General features: G+C 42.6%; 19 protein-coding genes. 2 read left to right on the top strand and 17 right to left on the bottom strand.

From position 1 onward, the window contains the following. Window positions 1-2 precede the first annotated feature (2 nt). From uvrA to murI, 15 genes are all read right to left on the bottom strand, one after another. Window positions 3-2816 (bottom strand): excinuclease ABC subunit UvrA, encoded by a 2814-nt coding sequence (uvrA, locus tag EXM22_RS06785; protein WP_149485787.1) that lies wholly within the window; start codon window positions 2814-2816, stop codon window positions 3-5. Window positions 2817-2835: 19 nt separating this feature from the next. Beyond that, entirely contained in the window at window positions 2836-3954 is a 1119-nt protein-coding gene (locus EXM22_RS06790) for a tetratricopeptide repeat protein (protein ID WP_149485788.1), read from the bottom strand. Beyond that, window positions 3891-4952 carry a flavodoxin-dependent (E)-4-hydroxy-3-methylbut-2-enyl-diphosphate synthase gene (gene ispG, locus EXM22_RS06795; RefSeq protein WP_149485789.1) on the bottom strand — a complete coding sequence of 354 codons (1062 nt, stop codon included), beginning with the start codon at window positions 4950-4952 and terminating at the stop codon, window positions 3891-3893. Before ispG ends, EXM22_RS06790 begins: the two co-directional genes overlap by 64 nt. A gap of 191 nt (window positions 4953-5143) precedes the next feature. After that, entirely contained in the window at window positions 5144-5566 is a 423-nt protein-coding gene (locus EXM22_RS06800) for a V-type ATP synthase subunit K (protein WP_149485790.1), read from the bottom strand. Between the two features lie 170 nt (window positions 5567-5736). Beyond that, on the bottom strand, window positions 5737-7563 hold the full coding sequence (locus EXM22_RS06805; RefSeq protein ID WP_210411562.1) for a V-type ATP synthase subunit I: 1827 nt from the start codon (window positions 7561-7563) through the stop codon (window positions 5737-5739). A gap of 1 nt (window position 7564) precedes the next feature. Beyond that, window positions 7565-8164 (bottom strand): V-type ATP synthase subunit D, encoded by a 600-nt coding sequence (locus EXM22_RS06810; protein ID WP_149485792.1) that lies wholly within the window; start codon window positions 8162-8164, stop codon window positions 7565-7567. Beyond that, window positions 8165-9466 carry a V-type ATP synthase subunit B gene (locus tag EXM22_RS06815; RefSeq protein ID WP_149485793.1) on the bottom strand — a complete coding sequence of 434 codons (1302 nt, stop codon included), beginning with the start codon at window positions 9464-9466 and terminating at the stop codon, window positions 8165-8167. A gap of 8 nt (window positions 9467-9474) precedes the next feature. Beyond that, complete coding sequence (locus EXM22_RS06820; protein WP_149485794.1) at window positions 9475-11238, bottom strand: V-type ATP synthase subunit A; 1764 nt, start codon at window positions 11236-11238, stop codon at window positions 9475-9477. After that, a complete protein-coding gene (locus tag EXM22_RS06825; RefSeq protein ID WP_149485795.1) occupies window positions 11235-11795 on the bottom strand; it encodes a DUF2764 family protein in 561 nt (186 codons plus the stop codon). Before EXM22_RS06825 ends, EXM22_RS06820 begins: the two co-directional genes overlap by 4 nt. An 11-nt stretch (window positions 11796-11806) precedes the next feature. After that, window positions 11807-12406: a V-type ATP synthase subunit E gene (locus EXM22_RS06830; protein WP_149485796.1), complete on the bottom strand. Its 600-nt coding sequence runs from the start codon at window positions 12404-12406 to the stop codon at window positions 11807-11809. A 15-nt stretch (window positions 12407-12421) separates the two neighbouring features. Further along, a complete protein-coding gene (locus tag EXM22_RS06835) occupies window positions 12422-12772 on the bottom strand; it encodes a hypothetical protein (protein WP_149485797.1) in 351 nt (116 codons plus the stop codon). Between the two features lie 49 nt (window positions 12773-12821). After that, window positions 12822-13220: a hypothetical protein gene (locus EXM22_RS06840; RefSeq protein WP_149485798.1), complete on the bottom strand. Its 399-nt coding sequence runs from the start codon at window positions 13218-13220 to the stop codon at window positions 12822-12824. A gap of 3 nt (window positions 13221-13223) precedes the next feature. Further along, complete coding sequence (locus EXM22_RS06845) at window positions 13224-13826, bottom strand: hypothetical protein (RefSeq protein ID WP_149485799.1); 603 nt, start codon at window positions 13824-13826, stop codon at window positions 13224-13226. A gap of 77 nt (window positions 13827-13903) precedes the next feature. Next, the gene (gene rsgA / locus EXM22_RS06850) at window positions 13904-14827 is read right to left on the bottom strand and encodes a ribosome small subunit-dependent GTPase A (RefSeq protein ID WP_149485800.1); all 924 of its coding nucleotides are present in this window, start codon (window positions 14825-14827) and stop codon (window positions 13904-13906) included. Then, on the bottom strand, window positions 14824-15642 hold the full coding sequence (gene murI, locus EXM22_RS06855; RefSeq protein ID WP_149485801.1) for a glutamate racemase: 819 nt from the start codon (window positions 15640-15642) through the stop codon (window positions 14824-14826). The genes rsgA and murI overlap by 4 nt, the downstream gene beginning before the upstream one ends. A gap of 462 nt (window positions 15643-16104) precedes the next feature. Here murI and EXM22_RS06860 point away from each other — a divergent pair, with 462 nt between their 5' ends. Further along, window positions 16105-16560, top strand: coding sequence for a pentapeptide repeat-containing protein (locus EXM22_RS06860; RefSeq protein ID WP_168203390.1), 456 nt, complete (start codon window positions 16105-16107; stop codon window positions 16558-16560). Then, window positions 16557-17123, top strand: a complete 567-nt coding sequence (locus tag EXM22_RS06865; protein WP_149485803.1) for an MBL fold metallo-hydrolase — start codon at window positions 16557-16559, stop codon at window positions 17121-17123. The genes EXM22_RS06860 and EXM22_RS06865 overlap by 4 nt, the downstream gene beginning before the upstream one ends. An 11-nt stretch (window positions 17124-17134) precedes the next feature. Here the strand turns inward: EXM22_RS06865 and EXM22_RS06870 are convergent, their stop codons facing one another. Together EXM22_RS06870 and EXM22_RS06875 are read right to left on the bottom strand one after the other, a co-directional pair. Next, window positions 17135-18055, bottom strand: a complete 921-nt coding sequence (locus EXM22_RS06870) for an RluA family pseudouridine synthase (RefSeq protein WP_246157085.1) — start codon at window positions 18053-18055, stop codon at window positions 17135-17137. Further along, entirely contained in the window at window positions 18048-18467 is a 420-nt protein-coding gene (locus EXM22_RS06875; RefSeq protein WP_149485805.1) for a hypothetical protein, read from the bottom strand. Before EXM22_RS06875 ends, EXM22_RS06870 begins: the two co-directional genes overlap by 8 nt. Window position 18468: the final 1 nt, after the last annotated feature.

An 18468-nucleotide genomic window follows, 5' to 3' on the forward strand; every position in this document is an offset into this window, starting at 1 on the left:
GCTCAGGGAAGAAGTTCTTTTAAAAACCGTCCAGTATAGGATTTTTTACATTTAGCCACTTCTTCAGGGGTTCCTGCAACTAGAAGATATCCCCCTTTATCTCCTCCTTCCGGTCCTAGATCAATAACATGATCAGAAACTTTGATGACATCAAGGTTGTGCTCGATCATACAGATTGTATTCTTTTTGTCCACAAGAGTTTGTAGGACCTCCAAAAGCTGTTTTACATCGGCGAAATGAAGTCCCGTGGTTGGTTCATCTATGATGTAAAAAGTTTTTCCAGTCTGCCTCTTTGATAATTCCAGAGCCAGTTTAACACGCTGGGCCTCTCCACCGGATAAAGTCAGTGCAGACTGTCCCAAATTGATATAGCCCAAACCGACGGACTGAAGAGTCCTGCATTTGTGGGCTATGGAAGGAATAGCTGAGAAAAAGACAACCGCCTCATCAATGGAAAGTTCCAATACTTCGTGAATATTTTTGCCCTTATACCGGATTTCCAATGTTTCTCTGTTAAATCTCTTTCCTTTACAAACATCACAGGTGACATAAACATCGGGGAGAAAATGCATTTCAATCTTCTGTGTTCCCGCCCCCTGGCAATTCTCGCAGCGTCCACCCTTTACATTGAATGAAAAGCGTCCCGGTTTGTAGCCTCTGGCTTTGGAGTCCGGTAGGGAGGCGAAGAGATCACGGATGGGGGTAAATAATCCGACATAGGTAGCCGGGTTAGACCGGGGAGTTCTGCCGATGGCACTCTGGTCAATGCAGATGACCTTATCAATATTTTCCATACCGGAAATGCTTTTACATTCCCCTACGGGGTGCTTTGTTCTATTGATCTGATTGTTCAAACCAGGATAAAGAATATCCGTGAGCAGTGTAGATTTACCAGAGCCTGAAACCCCGGTGATCACTGTCATAGTTCCCAAAGGAATAGTGATGTCAAGATTTTTAAGGTTGTGTTCATTTGCCCCTTTCACCACAATGGATTGACCCGTTCCTTCCCGCCTTTTTGCGGGGATATCGATCGTAATAGCTCCGCTTAGAAATTGACCTGTGGGACTTTCGGGATTAGTTAAAATATCTTCCAGTGTTCCTTCTGCGGCTATCCGGCCTCCATGAACACCAGCACCGGGACCAATATCCACAATATAATCTGCGGTTCTCAAAGTTTGTTCATCATGCTCTACGACAATGAGGGTGTTGCCGATATCACGCAAATGCTTGAGTGTATTGATCAGACGCTCATTATCTCTTTGATGAAGCCCAATGGTCGGTTCATCCAGGATATACAGGACTCCCACCAAGGATGACCCAATCTGGGTCGCTAAACGGATTCTCTGAGCTTCACCGCCTGAGAGTGTTGCAGCTTCCCTGTGAAGGGTAAGATATTCAAGGCCGACACTTTCGAGGAAACTCAAACGGTTGCGGATCTCCTTCAAGATCTGCTCGGCGATATGCTGCTCCGTTTCATTGAGTTCCAGAGAATTGAAAAAATCAGAACCTTCTTTAATTGATAACTGAGACAGATCATCAATATTCTTGTCATGAACCTTAACATGAAGCGATTCTGTTCTGAGCCTTTTCCCCCCGCAACTGTGACAGGTTTTCTTTTCCATAAAACCTTCAATCCAATCTTTCATGGAATCGGAAGAACTCTCTTTATATCGCCGTTTCAGATCATCAATGATGCCCTTATACTCGGAAGTGTATTCAAACCTTCCGGTTCCTTCTTTGTTTTCATAAAGGACTTCAATCTTATCCTCAGTACCATATAGCATTATTTCAAGGATTTTTTCATCCAGATCTTCCAAAGGAGTATCTAGGGAAAAATCATAGAAACTGGATAGAGCCTCAAACCAGCTTCGATGCCAATTGGCTTTAGGGTTATAAGGAGCCACGCCATGTTTATTAAATGAAAGGCTAAGATCGGGAAAGATTTTATCTCTTGAAAACTCAAGAGTCTGACCAAGACCGGAACAATCGGGACAGGCTCCATAGGGGTTATTAAAACTAAAGAGTCGGGGCTGAAGCTCAGGCATACTGAAACCGCAGCTGGGACAAGAATTTTTTTCTGAAAAATACTGTTCTGAACCTTCGCCCTTATCCATGATGATGACCTGTCCCTCAGAGAGAGTCAGAGCTGTTTCGATGGATTGAGTCAGACGGGAGATCGTTTCATTTGTGAGTTTAACCCGGTCTACGACAACTTCGATAGAGTGCTTTTTATTCTTTTCGAGTTTGATTTCTTCTTCTAGGGACAGGATCTCCCCGTCGATGCGAACTCTGACAAATCCTGACTTTAAAGCATCTTCCAATATTTTTTTATGCTCCCCCTTCTTTCCCTTAACCAGGGGAGAGAGAATCACAAGTTTACTGCCTTCAGGCTTTGACCTCACAGCATCGATGATCTGATCGACCGATTGCTCTTTGATTAGAATATTGCATTTAGGACAGTAAGGTATGCCTATACGGGCAAAAAGAAGGCGGAGATAATCATATATTTCTGTGATGGTTCCAACGGTGGAACGAGGATTTTTATGAGTTGTTTTCTGTTCAATTGAAATTGCGGGAGATAATCCTTCAATGTAGTCCACATCGGGTTTATCCATTCGGCCCAGAAACTGTCGTGCATAAGCAGAGAGAGACTCGACATACCGCCTCTGTCCCTCTGCAAAAATTGTATCAAATGCCAGAGAGGACTTCCCGCTGCCGCTAAGCCCTGAAATAACGATAAATTTATCACGGGGTAGTTCCAGATTTATATTTTTTAGGTTGTGTTCTCTGGCGCCTTTAATGATTAGGTTTTTCATTCAGGTACTTTACTCCTGTTCAGTACTTTAAAAAAGGGGTTTCTAGTTCTGGATTTTTAATTTTTTCTAGAGCGAGGGTTTTCCAGGTACTATTATGACTGCTCATGGTTAAAAGAGACCATAATTCCATGGCTCTATCCGGGATGCCTTCTTGATAAAGGGCTTCTCCAATAAAATAGAGAGCACTGTAAAGAGTTTCCAAATTCAGAAAGGAGTTCTCTCCCAAATGGTTTTCAAGCTTTAAGAGAGTATATAAAGACGGTGACATATGAAAGGTCGAGAATGTCTCATTTATTATTTTTTCAGCCGCAATCCTGTCTTCTTCTATTTGTAAGGCTTTTAAGCTGTTTAAGTCTCTTTTAAACATAAAATCAGAACGGCTTAAACGGCAAAGATTCTCATAAACATCAATAAGAAACTCTTCATCATTTTCCCAGGCTTCTTCCATATCTACGGGAAAAGAAAAATCGGGATACCGGTCAATGAGGGACTCAATACCGGCACTGTATAAACTCAAAAGAGGATACAAATTCTTGACAAGAGAACTCTTCCAGAGTCCTTCTCCACTATAAAAGCGTCCCAACCGGGATGTGGCTTCCAGAGAATAGGTCAACTGGAGCCGATACAAAAGGAGTAATTTATCTATCCCCTCAGATTTCAGAACCTGTACATAAGAGTGCTCCCGCCTAATAACTTCACTATTCCTTTTCATTTCATTGTCAAAAATAGATAGGAGCACCTGCTCATACTGGTCGTAATCTTTCTCATTGAGATAGATGTCAGAGAGACTGTAATAGATTTTCCATTTATCATCAGGGACATACAGGAACCTAGCATCTTGAATGGCTTCTTCATATCGTTCTTTAGCCAGAAGAGAATCTCCTTCGGCCTCATAAATCCGGCCGATCCAGTAAGTTGCCTCTGGAGTTAAAATGCCCTCTCCTGCAGACAGAGTTATCAGTTCAAGGGCCTCACTCAGCCGTCCTTGTTCGAACATTGCCAGCCCTTTTTCATAAAGTATCCATCCAGGTAAATCCTGTTTCTCCAGGGATTGACCACTGAGTGAAACAAGAGTCAGGAAGAAAATTCCTGCCGCAATTGTTCTAATTCTTCCAAAAATGCCTCTTTTGCCGAACAAATGTCTTCCCTCCGTATGATTTCACCCTGTTTGAAAATCAGGACCTGTTTCCCATTACCGGTGATACCAAGATCCGCATGCCTTGCCTCACCAGGTCCGTTTACTGAGCAGCCCATGACCGCCACAGAGGCTTCCAAGGGTAATGTATTGAGTTCTTCCTTAATCGATTCAAGAAACCCATGAGTATCAAAAGAAGTTCTGCCGCATTTTGGACAGGAAATAATCTTTATTCTCCCCTTTTTTAGACCCAGATTTGTCAGTAATTCTGATGCTGCCAAAATTTCATATTCAGGACTGTCAGAAATTGAAATTCTAATTGTTTCTCCAATACCCTCTTTGAGCAGCCCAGACAATCCTATGGTCGATTTAACAATGGCCGGAATAAGTGGTCCAGCCTCGGTAATCCCCAAATGGAGCGGATAATCATGATGCTTCCTGAATTCTTTATTTGAAAGATAAGTGACATCTATATCTGAAGATTTCAGAGAAATCACAATATCCCGAAACCCTTTACGTTCGAAAATTTCAAGATTTCCCTCAGCCGCTTCTACCAGTCTTTGACTCCTAGCTGAAGCAGACCATTCTCCTGATGTATTCAAAGAACCCTCATTGGCTCCGATTCTAATCACCGTACCATGATCAGCTGCGGCTGCAATGATTTCTTCTATTTTCCAGGATTCTCCGATATTTCCAGGATTGATTCTAATTTTATGAAATCCCGCCTCAATGGCTTTTAAAGCAATTTTATAATCGAAATGAATATCACCAACGAGTGGCATAGTAGTTTTTTTGAGCAATGGAGCCAGCTGATCCACAGCCTGAAGATTTGGTAAGGCAAAACGAATAAGATCGCAACCTTTCCGATTCAGGTTATCCACCGCGGCGATGAGTGAATCATCAACAATAGAGACCGGTTTATCCCACATTGTCTGAATACTGACAGGAGAACCTCCGCCCATGGGTACTGAACCGACTTGTATGATTCTGGATGTGGTCAATTGTCCCTCCTATAGGATTTGAACTCAAAAAGAGCCCTGATTTTTTCATATAAGCCGTAAAAGGCTCATAAGAATCATATTCATTATAGGTGATGATAGGAAAAGACTGAAGTATTATCCATAAAATCTGAAAAGGTGATCAAAAAAAATGACTCCTTTTCAGGAGTCATTTTTTATCGAATACCAACGAATTAGAGGGCACCCATCAGGAATACCATTGCAAAAAGAGCTACGGTCTCAATGACACCAAGAACCATAAGATAGTTCACAAAGCCTTTTCCTGTTTCACCCATGGCATCTGCGGCTCCAGCTCCAGCTTTTCCCTGTGCATAGGCAGAAGCACCCATGGCAAGTCCACCGAACAATCCCATCCCCAGAAGCTTCATTCCTTCAGCACCAGAAGCAAGCATCTGATTCATCAATATGAAACCGTAAATAGTCTGAGTCAGAGGAGCACCAACAAAAGCAACCAAGAGGAAGGGTGCAGGCTTATTTGCAGCAAAACATTTTTTCCAGGCACCGATAGCAGCCTGTCCGGCAACACCAGCTCCAAATGCAGATCCAAAACCAGCAAGTCCCAGTGCAGCAGCAAATCCCATCAATCCAATATCCATAATATTCTCCTCATTTTACCGAACCCCCTCTGGAGTCTCGATGTTTCTAATTTATTATCAAGTTTCTACTTTGGCCCAAGGCAATAACATTGCCCCGGTTTTTTACCTGCTCAGGGCCGAAGCCTCTAAGCGCTACCAGCGCAATAACATTGCCCTGGTAATTCTCCCGCTCAGGGCCGAAGGGCCTTCTGAAAAGGTTTATATTTAATACCAGACCATTCCATATCCAAATGACCCGAATATTCCAGCATATTGAGCCTTACACCATGAACAATCAGTGAAAGTGCTCCCATCACAATATTAAGAGAGTGCCCCAGCAGAAGAATCAAAGCACCGCCAATCATGGCGACTCCGGGCTCCTGCATCAAGGGTGCTGCCATAGTATTAAAACTCACAGCAATAGCAAGAGATGCCAACCCTACAGCAAAGAGTCTGATATACGAAATGATATCCGAAAGCAGACCTATAGAATCAAGAAAAAGATTAAACAAACCTATGGGGTTCAAACCTTTTAGAACACCCTTTAGGAAATGAACTCCCTTCTCCTGCTGGCCAAATACAATGACAGCGAGAAGTCCACCAGCTATCATCCTTAAGGCATAGGGAGGAATAGGAGAGATCCCTAAAACAAGAAACAAGACAATGTGATAAATACCAAGGAGCATGGAGAGCCACCCCAGTTGTTCAAAAGCTTGCAGTGAAGGCATTCTAAAAATAAAATTCTTAAATCTTGCAATACACAGCTGTATGGTTGCGATAACAAAACACATATATTTAATAGTATTACCGCTATCTATGTCTGCACCGAATATTTCCGGGAAGGCCGCAATCTGCGGTATAACCAAACCTTTCAAAGGCTCAAGGTTTCCAAGCCCGATAGATCCGAACCAGTTGCCTGTTAAGGCGCCCCAGATGATTGCCCCTGTACTAAGCAGGTACATCAAATTGAACCCGGGTCCACCCTTCTTGAACTTAAACCTCATCAATATGGTGATGATCAGAAACAGAGAACCGTAGCCAGCATCTCCAATAATCATTGAGAAAAACAGAGTAAAGGAGATTAAGAAGTCGAGACTGATATCCATTTCTCTGTACCCAGGCAAGACCTCGAGGATATCAAACAGAGGTTTGATTGTCGTCACAACCTTGTTGTTTTCAACAAGGGAAGGGACTAAATCTTCCTCGGTAGGTTCACTTAAGAGAACTGCCCAACCATTATCTGCGGCCAGAGATTTTATATTTTCTGAATCTCGGGTAGGAATAAACCCTGTGAAATACAGCAGAGATTCTTCATCACCTAACCCGGATCGCAAGCTCTCATATTGAATATCCTGGTCAAGAATACCCATTCTTTTTTCAAGCAGTTCCCGCCTTTCGGCAAGGGCCAAGAGGCGCTCTTCTATGTCTGCCATGCTTTTTTCTTCTGTAAGCATCTGTTGTTTGAGCTCGGAAATTCCGAACTCCGGAAGCTGAACTGCCTCAATTTCAGGGAAAGGATCATCTCCTGTCACGGCGACAATGCCAAAAACAGACGTCTTGGTTTCTTTGACTGAAAAAGTCGTCCAAGTTTGAGAAAGCTCCGACCATTTTGGCTTGGTCATTTCATAAAACCGTAGATCCACTCCTCTGCTTCTTAGAATGGAAATTTCCGAAGGATCAAAATCCCCCCAGGGTTCCCATTTAACCAGATCGGAAGCAATGGAGGACCTCTTATCTTCAGACTCTTTCCTGGAATCCAGAAGTTGGAGGATCTCGGATGCTAATGATTCTGCAGCTTCGGTAGAATAACTTTCAGTCTTCACTTTCACCTTAGGATCAAGCACCATATGAGCTTTCTCAACCCGGGCAAAGGCTGCATTCAGTGAAGTCAGAGTGTCGCTGCTTCCCGCAAAATCCTGCTCGAGGTGAACCACACCAGCCTTACGGATTTTTTCTAGAGCACTATCCTTTTCTGCTTCTAGAAAGATAAAAGAGGCCTTTTTCATTTTTACAATCATATCAGCCTGCCTTTACCATTTTTTTCTTGGACATTTTACCTCGGACAACAGCAGCAGTCTGCTGATCTCCCAGATAAACCCCAATTTTCTTGATATTTTCTCTTGCTTCAGGAATTTTAACTTTTTCAAAAAGATTGACCCTTTGAGTTGTTGTCCTTAATTCCCTGGCAAGCCGTTTTATCTGCTCTTCCAATACCTGATATTCAAGATCCAGAAGTATAATCTGCTTTACCTTCTCCACGGCCTTATCGACCCAGAGAGGCATTTCAAAGAGGTTATAGGAAACAGGATAAAACTCTCCACCCTCAAAGACAGGGATTTCAACACCGGCGATGTTGCCCGTATTGGTTTTAACACCCTTGACTCTGATCAGGGTTCCATCCAAACCGACATCTTCTCCAAAGACACCAATCCAGTTACGGAACTCTTTGTTTAGAGCTTCCTGTTTCTGACGAACCTCAGCTTCTCGAATCTCCACATTTCGGATTTCAATTTGGAGCTGCTGTTTTTTAAGAATCAACGTGGGAAGATAGCGGGAAAACATTTTTAATTCATCTTTCTGCTTCTTCTGTTCATTCTTTGTCAGTTTAATTTTAGCCATTTAAACTCTCTCTGCGGGCCAGAACTTTTCGATCAGGGATGACTTTAGTCCTGTTTCTTCAGGGCTAAAACACTCTGCCATTATGGACCAGCCATTATCAAGGGCTTTCTCCAGGGGTGTATTTACGGAAAGGTCCATCATTTCTGCCTCAAAACGGGCTCCGTATTTCAGCAATTTCGTGTCCCATTCGGACATATTAAAACCCATGGACTGCTTCTCCAGAGATTCTTTATAGGAAGCATAAAGTTTAATCATACCGTCCATTAGGGCTCTATGGTCATCCCTAGTCTTATCATTAACCTGCTGTTTAAGACGAGAGAGTGAACCAAAAGGCTCGATTCGTCCATTTTTAAGATAATACTGTCCTTCTGTGATATACCCGGTATTATCAGGTACAGGATGGGTTACATCATCACCAGGCATTGTGGTTACACCAAGAATGGTAATAGAACCAGAACCGGCAATATCAACAGCCTTTTCATAACGGGATGCCAGCTGAGAATAAAGGTCCCCTGGGTATCCACGGTTTGACGGAACCTGTTCCTGAGTGATGGCAATCTCTTTCATGGCATCTGCAAAGTTGGTCATATCTGTCAGCAGTACAAGGACTTTTTTACCCTGCAAAGCGAATTTTTCGGCGACTGCCAACGAAACATCCGGGACCTGGAGGCATTCTACAATGGGGTCTGCAGCGGTATGAACAAACATGATTGTTCTGCTCATAGCTCCTCCAGCTTCCAATGTATCTTTGAAAAAGAGGTAGTCATCATACTTGAGTCCCATTCCACCGAGGATAATCATATCAACCTCTGCCTGCATCGCGATTCTGGCCAATAGATCATTGTAAGGTTCACCAGAAACCGAAAAAATGGGGAGTTTTTGACTTTCCACCAAGGTATTAAAAAGGTCGATCATGGGAATACCGGTCCGGATCATGTTCTTGGGAATAATCCTGTTGGCAGGGTTAAAAGAAGGTCCCCCGATGGGAATCATATTCTCATTCAGTGTCGGACCATTGTCCCTTGGTTCTCCAGAACCACTGAAAATCCGTCCCATAAGGTTATCTGAAAAAGAAACCTGCATAGGATGCCCCAGAAAACGGACTTCGTCTCCTGTAGAAATACCACGGCCTCCGGAAAAAACCTGAAGAGACACATTGTCATCGTCCAGTTTGATGACTTCTGCCAGAGAATCCCCATAAGTGGTAGAGATTTCAGCCAGGTCTCCATACTTTGCTCCGTCGGCTTTAACTGTAATAACATTTCCGACGATTGAATCAATTTTGCTGTAAACTTTTCTCATCTTATCCCTCAGTTCTTAGCCATTAAAGCGGCGGCTTTTTCATCTACGCGGATTTTCTTATCTGCGATGAATTTTTTAATTTCACCTTCGAGTTTCTTAAAACCGTCACACTGCCACTCAGAACCGTTGTAGTCCAGAATCAGCTGTCTCAACTGATTAAACCAGCTTCGGGCTTCATCTTTACTGCTCAAATCCAATTCTGCAGTAAGGATTTCCATCATCAGGTTAAAAACATATTTTTGTCTGTCCGGTGATACAGCCGCATCGACGGGGTCAAAGGAGTTTTGCTGAAAATAGGCAGCATCCAGAAGTTCACCCTTCTGATACTGAATAAAGTCCTGTAAGGATGTACCTTCTTCTCCAACAACCTTCATCATTGATTCGATCTCATTGGCTCTAAAAAGTATGTTATAAGCATATTCAGTTTTATGAGGATCGATGATGCCGCTATACTTACTCCATGAATCAATGGGATGAATAGCAGGATACTTACGGGCATCAGAACGCTCTCTCGAAAGGCCATGAAAAGCACCCACAACTTTCAAGGTAGCCTGCGTTACAGGCTCTTCAAAGTTACCACCGGCAGGAGAAACTGTTCCCCCGATTGTGACTGATCCCTTTCTACCGTCTTTCAATCTGACTAGTCCCGCTCTCTCGTAAAAACCTGCAATTGTAGATTCAAGATATGCCGGAAAGGCTTCTTCACCGGGAATCTCTTCCAATCGACCGGACATCTCTCTCATGGCCTGGGCCCAACGGGAAGTAGAGTCGGCGAGAAGAAGAACATCCAATCCCATCTGACGATAATATTCAGCCAGTGTCACAGCTGTATAAACCGAAGCCTCACGGGAGGCAACAGGCATAGAGGATGTATTACAGATTATGATTGTTCTTTCCATCAGGGAACGACCGGTCTTTGGGTCCAGAAGTTCGGGAAATTCTTTCAAGGTTTCTACAACTTCACCTGCACGTTCACCGCAGGCTGCCACGATAACGATATCTACGTCGGCAAATTTTGAGGTGATCTGCTGTAAAACAGTCTTTCCGGCACCAAATGGGCCGGGAATACAATAAGTCCCCCCCTTGGCAACAGGCAAAAACGTATCGATCAAACGAACCTGAGTCACCATGGGCTCTACAGGTTTAAGCCGTTCTGCATAACAGTTCACGGCTTTTTTGACAGGCCATTGAAAACTCATGGTCAAAGGAATGAGATTCCCCTTGGAGTCTTCCACCTCTGCAACAGTGTCTTTGAGGGTATAACTTCCCTTGGGTTTAATTGATTTAACTATATAATTATCAAGGAGAGAAAAAGGGACCAGCACCTGATGGGTAAAGGGACCTTCCGGTACAGAACCGATGACATCCGCTTTGGCCACGGTATCACCTTCTTTCACAACGGGTGTGAACTCCCACATTTGATCCTTAGGAAGGGGATCTAAATAAAATCCTCTTTCGAGAAAGTGACCGGCCTTTTTTGCCAATTCTGGCAGAGGGTTTTGCAAACCATCATAAACCTGTCCAAGGAGTCCCGGCCCCAGTTCTACGGCCAGAAGTTCTTTGGAGAACTCAACGGGATCTCCAATACCAATTCCTTTTGTGATTTCAAAAACCTGCATCTGGACCCGGTCTCCATTGACTCGAATAATCTCAGACTTCAGTTTTTTACCTTCGGTTAAGACATAACCTACTTCATTCAACTGAACGGTGCCGGCCACTTCTACAGTCACCATATTTCCATTGACACCAACTACTTTACCACTGCTTTTCATTCTTGTTCTCCAACTGCAACATCATCTATTCCGGAGAGGATATTTTTATAAATTCCCTGATATTTCGCAAAACCGGTTTCTTCATCAAAACAGCGTTTTCTTTCAATAATCTGAAGCTGCAGTGAATAAAGAACCAGAAACTCAAGGTCAAAGAAATGACCGACTTTCAGGCTTTCAATATATTCCCAACGCCCCTTATTCAGGGTATTTTCTGCGATTAATGGAGATTCTTCTTTGAATGCGGCTGCTGCCAGTGATGCAGTATCCGCAAAACGATCTCCTTTCCTTGTATACTCATCCGCCTCTAATCCGAGAGCAGATGATCGAAGAGCAACCAGCTCATTCCGCAGGCTGATCTCCCATTTTCGGTATTCTTCAGCAATACCGGGGAATTCCATATCGGTCTCAGGATTGATCAATGAAGATTTGAGTATATCCCACTCTGAAGGCTTCAGCCATTTATGGCAATCTTCAAGGTAATCACTATGCTTCAAATCTACAGGCTCATCATATTTAAGCATGGGAAGTGAAGCCACGGTATAATAAAACTGACCCAAAACAGACTCCTTTATTTTTCCAGAATACTCATGAGTCCGGGGTTCAAGTATTTGCTCAGCAATTCCATGAGTTCTTTATCAGAAAAGTCATAAAAAGCACGGCCATCTTTTACAGAGATTCTAAAACCTGCTTCTATATCATTAAAGGGTTTGATTTCCAATCCCTTAGTGATTTCGGCTTTCAATTCTGATTTGAATTGGCTTTCCATGGACTTCAAGGTTTCAGGAGCGACAAGAACTGTTAGATCTTTCAACTCATCTTCCTTCCAGGATTTAAGGACAGATACGATACATTCTTTTAGACTGTCACCCTTGAGGACTTCGGCTGTTCCAGACTGTACAATTCTGTCAAAAAGTTCTTCCACATCTTTTTTGATACTGAGAAGCAGATCTCTTCCAGCTTGCTTTAGGGCCTCTTTACCCGCCTGTTCCATACGACTGGCTTCATTTTGAGCCTGGGATTTAATATCTGCGGCTTCTTTTTCTGCATTTTCGATGAGTGCAGCAGCCTTTTTCTCGGCTTCACTTATAATTCGTGAGGAGTTTTCCTCTGCATTTTTCACACCGTCATTCTTGATCTTTTCAATAAGTTCCTTAACCTGAACATCCATGCGATTCCAACCTCTTTAATAGATATATTTTACAACTTTCTGTATTTTCCGCTCCGCCAGAAGAAAAACTGCTTTGGGAAATTGATTCTCTTCTACAAAACTTTTCAGAAAGACACTTAAACCCTGTATAAAAGAATCTTTGTCTTCATATTCGTCTATTGGAAATTTCTCCAATTCGGGAACCATCTTATCCAGACAATGCATCTCTCTTTCTAAAAGAGCTTCATTTTCAAGTTGCACATATTGCCTGATTTCCCGATTTGTATATCGGCTCTTGTAAATCTCAATCAATAATAATGTATCCTCCCGGGTCTCTTCCAACTCGACCTTGAGAATTTTTATGAAAAGTCTTTTTTTATCAGTCATGACAAACTCCTTTTCTAGAAAAAATTATCGATTCAAGATTCTAATGTATTTAAGCAAACCCTAGGTTTAGATCCCCCCATATTTTAATCATATTACCATCAAAACCAATTTCCAGTAATCTTTCAGGAAATTCATTTTTTATTGCTTCTTCTAGTTTTACCAGGACTTGGTCCAGAATTTCTCTTTTAAGTTTGAGATCAACTTTTTCCAGAGTAGACAATTCTATCTCTATCAAATATCCCCTGCCGGTATCACTCCTATAACCAGGAGTAAACACAGCCTGAACATTAAACAATCCATCCATTTCAGGATTGGATGTTTCTCCACTCAACGGCCTGTTAGGCCTGAGGGTATACAAAGCTCCATACTGTTCTTCAAGCCAAAGATCTATCTGATCACAGATCTCTTTGAGCTTTTTATCCCATTCTATGGACTTTGGATGGAGCATACATCACCACTCAACCGACCAGACCAAATTATTCCGCCTAAAAACATCCGGAATCGAAATATCAAATAGGACGGTCCTTCCAGAAACACTCCCATAAGTACTGGACCTGATATTTCTTGGAAAGGTCAGATCAAAAACCAACCGGTCCTCAGAAAATAAGGAATCCAACAGATTCAATGACTCCTGGTCTATAGGCTCTGTACCATCCAGAATGTGCATTGTCATTGAGGACACATCCCCATTATTCTCACTTTCTATAGAGAATCCGAGAAACTCACTCAGATCAATAATATTTTGATAATCTAATTCTGCATTTATATAAATATATTCGCTGTCTTCTGTTTCCGAATAGGATCTGACCGATACGCTCGGATTCAAAGCTGTTAGCTCATCAAAATCACTGCGTTTGATGGGCAAAGGGATAAGATTTTGAGAAGTAATTGAGTCTTTTTGGACTCCAGCCGCTTTTTTATTGATCCGGTAATCCAGGCTAAGACGCCCGGCTCCCGATGCAGAATGGTCTAAGCCAGTAGTGATTGTGAGACACGAAGTGAGGGAAACTATGAGTAATAGAAGGAGTAAACTCCCCATTGTATTCTTTTTCATACTTTGTTCCTTTTCATATATATCATGAAAAACACGTACAGTTCAACTATTAAGATCAAGAACTCAAAATCGCATGTTCAATATTTTTGTTCATTCTCAATGAGTTCTTTCATCATCCTCATATAGCTTTCATAGCGATCGGCGTTGATGATCCCCTCATTTACCGCCTTTTTAACAGCGCATTTTGGCTCATGCATGTGCCGGCAACCGGCAAATGAACACTCCTCTTCCAGGCAGTTAAAATCTGGAAACCAGTGAGAAAGATCCGCACTCTCAATTCCCCAGAGTAAAAGATCACGAATGCCGGGAGTGTCAATGATATATCCTGGAGCATTATCATAGGGAATCATGACGGCGAAGTTTGTCGTATGTTTTCCCCTGGACATCTTTTCAGAGACCTCTGCAGTTTTCTGGCTGGCACCGGGAATCAACAGGTTAAGCAATGTTGACTTACCGACACCCGACTGTCCAGCAAACCCTACGATTTTCCCCTTGATTTCTTCCCGAAGAGAGTCAACACCCTCTCCTGTCTCACAGGAAGTATACCTGACGTCCAGCCCTAGAGATTTAAAATTCTCGAGCCTCTGAGCAACCCATTCAGGAATTTCCTGATCCGATTTATTCAGTATAACCGCCACATCCAAATGCCCCTGCTCTGCTAAAATAAGTGCTCTGTCAATAAAGCGGGGCCGGAATGGTGGCGACTCTGGTGAAACAATGCAAAACAGCGTTTCCATATTGACGGCGAGAGTCTGAAGTGCCCGTCCTTTTTTATTCCAGCGAGCAAAATAGTTCGTCCTGTCGTAGCGGCTTAGGAGCATCCCCTTATTTTCTTCGGCATTGTCTTCAAATTCTACCCAGTCACCGGCAGACAGAGGGTTATAAAAACGGGTTTCAAAATCCATTTTTTTCCCTTTGATCCGGCATTCCCGAATGCGTCCATCCTCTTCTCCTTTGACCGAGAAAATATTATTGATTCCCCAGAGAACTAATCCCTTCATGATTCATTGACCTCCAGAGTAGAAAGGATCATCTGATACTGATCTGCCACAGAACGGTATAGCTCTTCATTTTTACTTTTCGAAGTGATATAAAAGAGATTCTGACTCAAAGGCCCCTTAGATCCTAAACCCGTTGAATTCTCCGGTAGTAATTGAAGAATTCTTCGCCCGACTCCCTCTGTTGAATCGACAATAGAGACTTCAGAAGGAAGCCATTTTTCAAACCAGGGTTTGAGGAGAATAAAATGTGTACACCCCAAAACAAGGGTCTTCCACTGCTTATCTGTAACCAGGTTTATATAGGGCGCAAGAACGGTTTGTATCTCCGCTTCGTGCGCCTGATAAAGGCGGTGTTCAACAAAGCGGACCAGATCAGAAGCTGCTCTTGTCTCGATATTCTGAGAAGGTGCAAACTGATGAATCAATGTCTTTAAATATTTCCCTTTCACGGTGTTTTCTGTTGCCAAAACTCCGATATTTCCCTCTCCCCCACTCTCAGCTGCGGGTTTAACAGCGGGAACAACCCCGACAAAGGGTAGATGAAACCTAGACCTTAATACATCCAATGCCGTTACAGAAAGGGTATTACAGGCGATAACCCCCAGATCCGGATTGTGAAGTTTAATCATCTCTTTGGTAATATTTATCACGCGCTCCTTTAAAAAGGAGTTGCTTCTGTTTCCGTAGGGAAAACACTCATTGTCGGCGAGGTAAATGATATTCCAGGAAGGCTTTTGCTTTTGTATCCATTCCATGTAAGGAATTCCACCGAGCCCCGAGTCCAGGAAAAAGACATGTGGTTGACCATCTATCAAGAGAACAGATCCTCGAGCTTTTTTTTGGCATCCTTTTCTTTTTCATGAGAGGACTGGCCTCTTTGAACGCAAGAAGGTGAGAAAAAATCACAAAAATTAGCTCTGTCTTTTTCAACAACTTTATCTGCCTGAGGTTCCCGGCATTGATTGGCAGATGCTGTATCATAATGAATACAGTTAAAACATATCTTCAACTCTTTATCGCAATGAGAACAGAGACTGGTCCTGTATATCTTTTCGTCACTTTCGTTCCCACAGAAATAACATTTATTCATAATCGGATCTTAACCCCTTGTCAAAGAAAAGGCAATAAATTACACATTTTATATGTTCAACTTGGATTTATGTTCCTGGCCTGGGTGTAAAAACCCTGTAGACAGGAATTCTCGTTTCTGCAATACCCATATAAAAATGGACTACCAAAAGGAAATAGAAAACTATCTCCTTTCAAATGAAGTAATTATGAATTTAAAAGCTCCCGGATTAATCTTTGAAGGTTTGGATTTACGGGGCAAAAGATTTATTAACTGCTACTTTCACCACACTCTTTGGAAAAACTGCCGTTTTGATAATTCCCGCTTTCAGATGTGCTTTTTTGACGATTCTGTGATCACGAACTGCCATTTTCTCAAAGTAAACATGCTTCAATGTGTTTTTACCATGGCTGTACTTCAGGATACAACGTTCAGAGGATCCGATCTTATATCCGTAAATTTGAATAGAATCAAATCAAGGCATTGTGACTTCAGTGAATCCGATTTGTATTACTCCAGGTTTATCGGAAGTTCCCTGAAAGAAACTCTCTTTGTAGACTGCAATCTGAAGAGAGTCGATTTCTGTCTCTCCAGGATGAAAAGGATTAGTTTCCGCTACTCCAATTCTGAAGAAGCCTATTTTCAAAAGGAACACCGAGGATGAAACTATTTAATCATTTTGCCGCAGTTGGCTTCAGTAACACATATCTTGTGGGCGGGGATTCCGGGGGTGAGGCCCTGCTCATAGACCCCGGTGTCATGGATGTGTCTCTTTTGGAATTAATAGAAAAAAATAGTTATTACATACGTTATATTTTGATAACCCATAGTCATTGGAATCATTTTGGAGGAGTAAACACCCTCCTGAAAATATACGACGCTCAGGTCTATTCGGCTCGTAATAACTTAGAAGAAATCCCCTCTATGGAACTCAAAGAAGGGACATATAAGTTCTCCAGTATGGAAATAGAGGTCATCCCGATACTGGGACACAGCGATGATTCACTGGTTTTCAGAATCGGAAACTTTTTCTTCACAGGAGATGTTCTTTCTGCCGGCAGAACGGGTACTGCTCCGGACAAGATAAGTCGGGATACCCTGTTTCTGGAACTGGAGGAGAAACTATTCACCCGAGACCCCCATGGCATATTACTGCCTGGTCATGGTCCGCCTACAACGATCAAAGCCGAAACCCAGTTATATCAAAAATATGAAAAGCATAGATAAAATCATCTGTGTTATTTCTGATTCAACCTTTCTTTCAGCTCGTTAAACCGTTCTGGAACAGGAGCCTCAAAATGCCTCATTTCGGATTCACCAGGAAGTACAATTCCGAGTTTCCAGGAGTGAAGCATAAGGGTGACATCTCCAACAATATTATCTTTACGAGCATATAGAGAATCACCTAGAATGGGACAGCCCATGGACAGAAGATGAACACGGATCTGATGAGTCCGGCCTGTTTCGAGTTTCAGTTTGATAAGAGAATATCGTTCCCAAGACTCAAGAACTTCATACTTAGTCAGAGCGTACTTACCCTTTGTCTCATGGACTTTGAATTTTTTTCGATTCTTTTCATCCCGAGTAATGAAGGTCTCAATCTTACCTCGTCTGGTAGGAAGCCGGCCCTTGATGAAGGCAAGGTAATACTTTTCGGTTGTTCTGTTTCTAAATTGCTCAGAAAGGGCTTCAAGAGAGTCGGGTGTCTTGGCTGTGATAATCAGACCAGAGGTATCCTTATCGAGACGGTGTACAATTCCAGGCCTGAGCGGATCATCTTCAAAATGGTTTCCTAACTGCTGATTGTAATACAGCAATCCCTGAACGAGAGTACCACTGTAATGGCCCGCACCAGGATGGACGACAAGCCCCTGGGGTTTATTGAGTACAATGACATCATCATTTTCAAACAGAATATCAAGGTCCATCTTTTCCGGAGCAAAATCCGGTTCATCCGGGGCAGTCCAGGAGATCTGAAGAACATCTTTATCCTTGACCTTTTTTGAAAGTTTGATCTCCTGATGATTCAGGAAAACCTGAATTTTATGTGATTCAAACTGGCTTCTTCTCATAACTCCAGCATGTGAAATATACTTATCAACCCTCAGACTCTCCTCTGGAGGGAGACTGACGATGATCTCTTTTGTTTCTTTATTCACTCTTTTCCTCTTCCACAAACTCCGGATACTCATTTTCTTGATTCCGTGATTGATTCTTTATAATCTTAGCGATAATCAGGTCTCCCACAGCAATGACTCCCGAAAGAGCCGCGGATGTGATTAATAGGAATTTCAATTCGTCCTGCTTTTTCTCAGAAGCCAGGGAAAATTCCGAATTGAATCCCGTGCCGGCATAGGTGGCCACTTCATACACAAGAGAACTCATGATATAGGTCAGCGGAAATGATCCAAAAAGAATTACTTCAAATCTTCTGGCATCATGAGCCCATTCAGGAAATTCAACATCCTGATATGGAAGGGGCTCAGTTAACGGTCCATTCATCTCCTGAGACGGCAGAACTGCCGCCTGAATCAGCAATAGAACCAATCCGATGATCCTCGGAGCCGTCATG

The sequence above is a fragment of the Oceanispirochaeta crateris genome (genome assembly GCF_008329965.1).
Classification (GTDB): domain Bacteria; phylum Spirochaetota; class Spirochaetia; order DSM-2461; family DSM-2461; genus Oceanispirochaeta; species Oceanispirochaeta crateris.